Source organism: Nocardia vinacea NBRC 16497, assembly GCF_000308835.1.
Taxonomy (GTDB): Bacteria; Actinomycetota; Actinomycetes; order Mycobacteriales; family Mycobacteriaceae; genus Nocardia; species Nocardia vinacea.
Window position 1 is genome coordinate 1 of sequence record NZ_BAGN01000228.1, and the last position, 1,706, is coordinate 1,706.

The 1,706-nt window shown below is 69.5% G+C and carries 2 protein-coding genes; one reads left to right on the forward strand and one right to left on the reverse strand.

Features of this window, described 5'->3' with window-relative positions:
- Positions 1-276: 276 nt before the first annotated feature.
- Positions 277-978: a class I SAM-dependent methyltransferase gene (locus ON44_RS31940; RefSeq protein ID WP_040697107.1), complete on the forward strand. Its 702-nt coding sequence runs from the start codon at positions 277-279 to the stop codon at positions 976-978.
- A gap of 323 nt (positions 979-1,301) precedes the next feature.
- On the opposite strand, the gene ON44_RS31945 is transcribed toward ON44_RS31940, so the two are convergent.
- Positions 1,302-1,706 (reverse strand): alpha/beta hydrolase family protein (locus ON44_RS31945; RefSeq protein WP_040697109.1); only part of this gene is annotated, 405 nt, incomplete at its 5' end.

Consider the following 1,706-nt stretch of genomic DNA (forward strand, 5'->3'; position numbering starts at 1 on the left):
CACAGCCATCGCGGAGCACACAGCGGTCGCGGAGCACACAGCGATCGCCAGGCACGCTGCGGTTCCGAGGTACACGGCGGTCGCCGGGTGCGCGGCCATCGCGGAGCGCACAGCAATCGCCAGGCACGCTGCGGTTCCGAGGTACACGGCGGTCGCCGGGTGCGCGGCCATCGCGGAGCGCACAGCAATCGCGGGGCGCACAGCAGTCGCGAAGTGCGGGGCGATCGCAAGATGCGGGGCGATCGCAAGATGCGCGGGGCAAATACACTCGCGCATATGGACGCGACCGAATGGGACACGCGGTATGCGCAGAGTGAACTGGTTTGGGGTGCACCGCCGAACAGCACTGTGGTGGAGCATGTCTACGGACTGGAGCGGATCGCCCCGCTGGTGCCGGACACTCCCGACGGCGATCCGCCCAGCCTGCCGCGTGCCCTCGATCTCGCCTGCGGCGAAGGGCGCAACGCGCTGTGGTTGGCGACGCACGGCTGGCAGGTGCACGCCGTCGACTATTCACAGGTGGGCGTCGACAAGGGCCGCACCATCGCGACGAGGCTGTCCCGCTCGGTCCGCAGCCGGATCAGTTGGCAGTGCGCCGATGTCACCGATCTTGATGCCGCGGGCATCACCGGCCCGTACGAGCTCGTGCTGATGGTCTTCCTGCACCTGCCCGCCGAACAACGCCGCCGGCTGGTCCGCCGCCTCGCCGATCTGCTCGCCCCCGAGGGCACCCTGCTGATCCTCGGCCACGACACCACCAATCTCACCGACGGCTTCGGCGGACCGAAAGACCCCTCGGTCCTGTTCACCCCCGACGACATAATCGCCGACCTCGGCACCGACCCCGAACGCATCCGAGTCCGCCTCGCCGACCGCGTCTACCGCCCCACCGAGGAACGCGACGCCATCGACGCCCTGGTCATCGCCACCAAACCCCCGGCAGACCCACCCGCCATCGAACCCGCATCGCCCAGTTAGCCGAGCCTGCCGCCCGCGCCGCGCACATCTCTGCGCGCCACGCACGTTTCGGCCGAACATTTCATGCGCGGCGCGCAAATGCAGGCCCGGGACCCGAGACGTCCAGCACCCGCATACGAGCGCGCCGCGGCGCCCTCGATGACCTAGGGCCGCGCGGCGCCGCTGGTCGTCGAACGCAATCTGCGGGTCCTCGAAGCGTTCCAGGCAAGGTGATCGAACCATCGCAAGTGGCCTGCGCGCCCGCACGCGTGCAGATCGGGGCTGTCAGCGGCCCGTCGCACCCGGCCCCCCGTGCACACGCGGCCTCACGCCCAGACCGTGCGCTACTGGGACCAGCGCTGCAACCAGGGAGCGACCGTGTCGGCAATTACATCGAATCCCGACCGGAACGAATGCGGCTGACCAGGGATTACGCGCACCTCGGCGGCATCGGCGGGGTCGGGGATCCCGAATGGGTCGTTCGCGCCGTTGATCACGATGACTTCGATATCGCCCGGAGCCAGCAGTTCCTCGCGACGCGTCTTCTCCGGCTTACCCGGCGGATGCAGCGGGAAGGACAGCGCGAGCACGCCGCGCGCGTCGGCGGCAATGGCAGTGCGGCAGGCCACCCGAGCCCCATTGCTGCGCCCACCTTGGATCAGCGGGACCTTCTTCACTCGCTTGCGCAGGTCGGTCACGATCTCGAGCCACGCCTCGTCCTGCTTCACCGCGGAACCGGGGCGCGCCGT

Excerpts from the sequence above, each read along its gene's own strand:
- ON44_RS31940 (WP_040697107.1), top strand. The coding sequence starts at position 277 with ATGGACGCGACCGAATGGGACACGCGGTATGCGCAGAGTGAACTGGTT.